The following is a 525-nucleotide window of genomic DNA, read 5'->3' on the forward strand; positions in this document are numbered from 1 at the left end:
CCGGCACGGCTGTCGACATCGGCGAGGATCGGCTGGGCGTGATCGCCGCCTTCAACTGGGCCAACAACTGGCAGACCAAGGGCGGCGAACAGCAGACCGCCTTCGGCGTGTCGGTCGACGCAGACGGCAACGAATTCCTCGACCCGCAGGAAGACTATCGCTTCCTCTCGACCGAGAACCGGATCCTGCTCAACGGCATGCTCGGCCTCGGCTACGAGTTCGGCGAGCACCAGCTGCGCTTCACGAACGTCTACATCCGCGATGTGCTGAAGGAAGCGCGGATCCAGGCCGGTCTCGATCTCGTCAACGTCAACCAGGACCAGCCGGTCAACCGCAGCTTCACCAACTGGTTCGAGCGCCAGCTCTTCTCGACGTCACTGGTCGGTGAATTCAAGTTCGACGACCTGAAGCTCGATGTCCGCGGCACCTACGCCAAGTCCCAGCGCAACAGCCCCTACGAGCGGGCGAACAGCTACATCTTCGAACCGCGGTTCAACGACTATGTGAACACCCTGCGCACGCAGA

The 525-nt window shown here is 62.3% G+C and carries 1 pseudogene; it reads left to right on the forward strand.

Annotated features, from left to right (window positions below):
• Positions 1–525: pseudogene (locus DM995_RS17660) on the forward strand (TonB-dependent receptor domain-containing protein); the annotation flags it as partial.

The organism is Blastomonas sp. UPD001 (assembly GCF_003426715.1).
Lineage (GTDB): Bacteria > Pseudomonadota > Alphaproteobacteria > Sphingomonadales > Sphingomonadaceae > Blastomonas.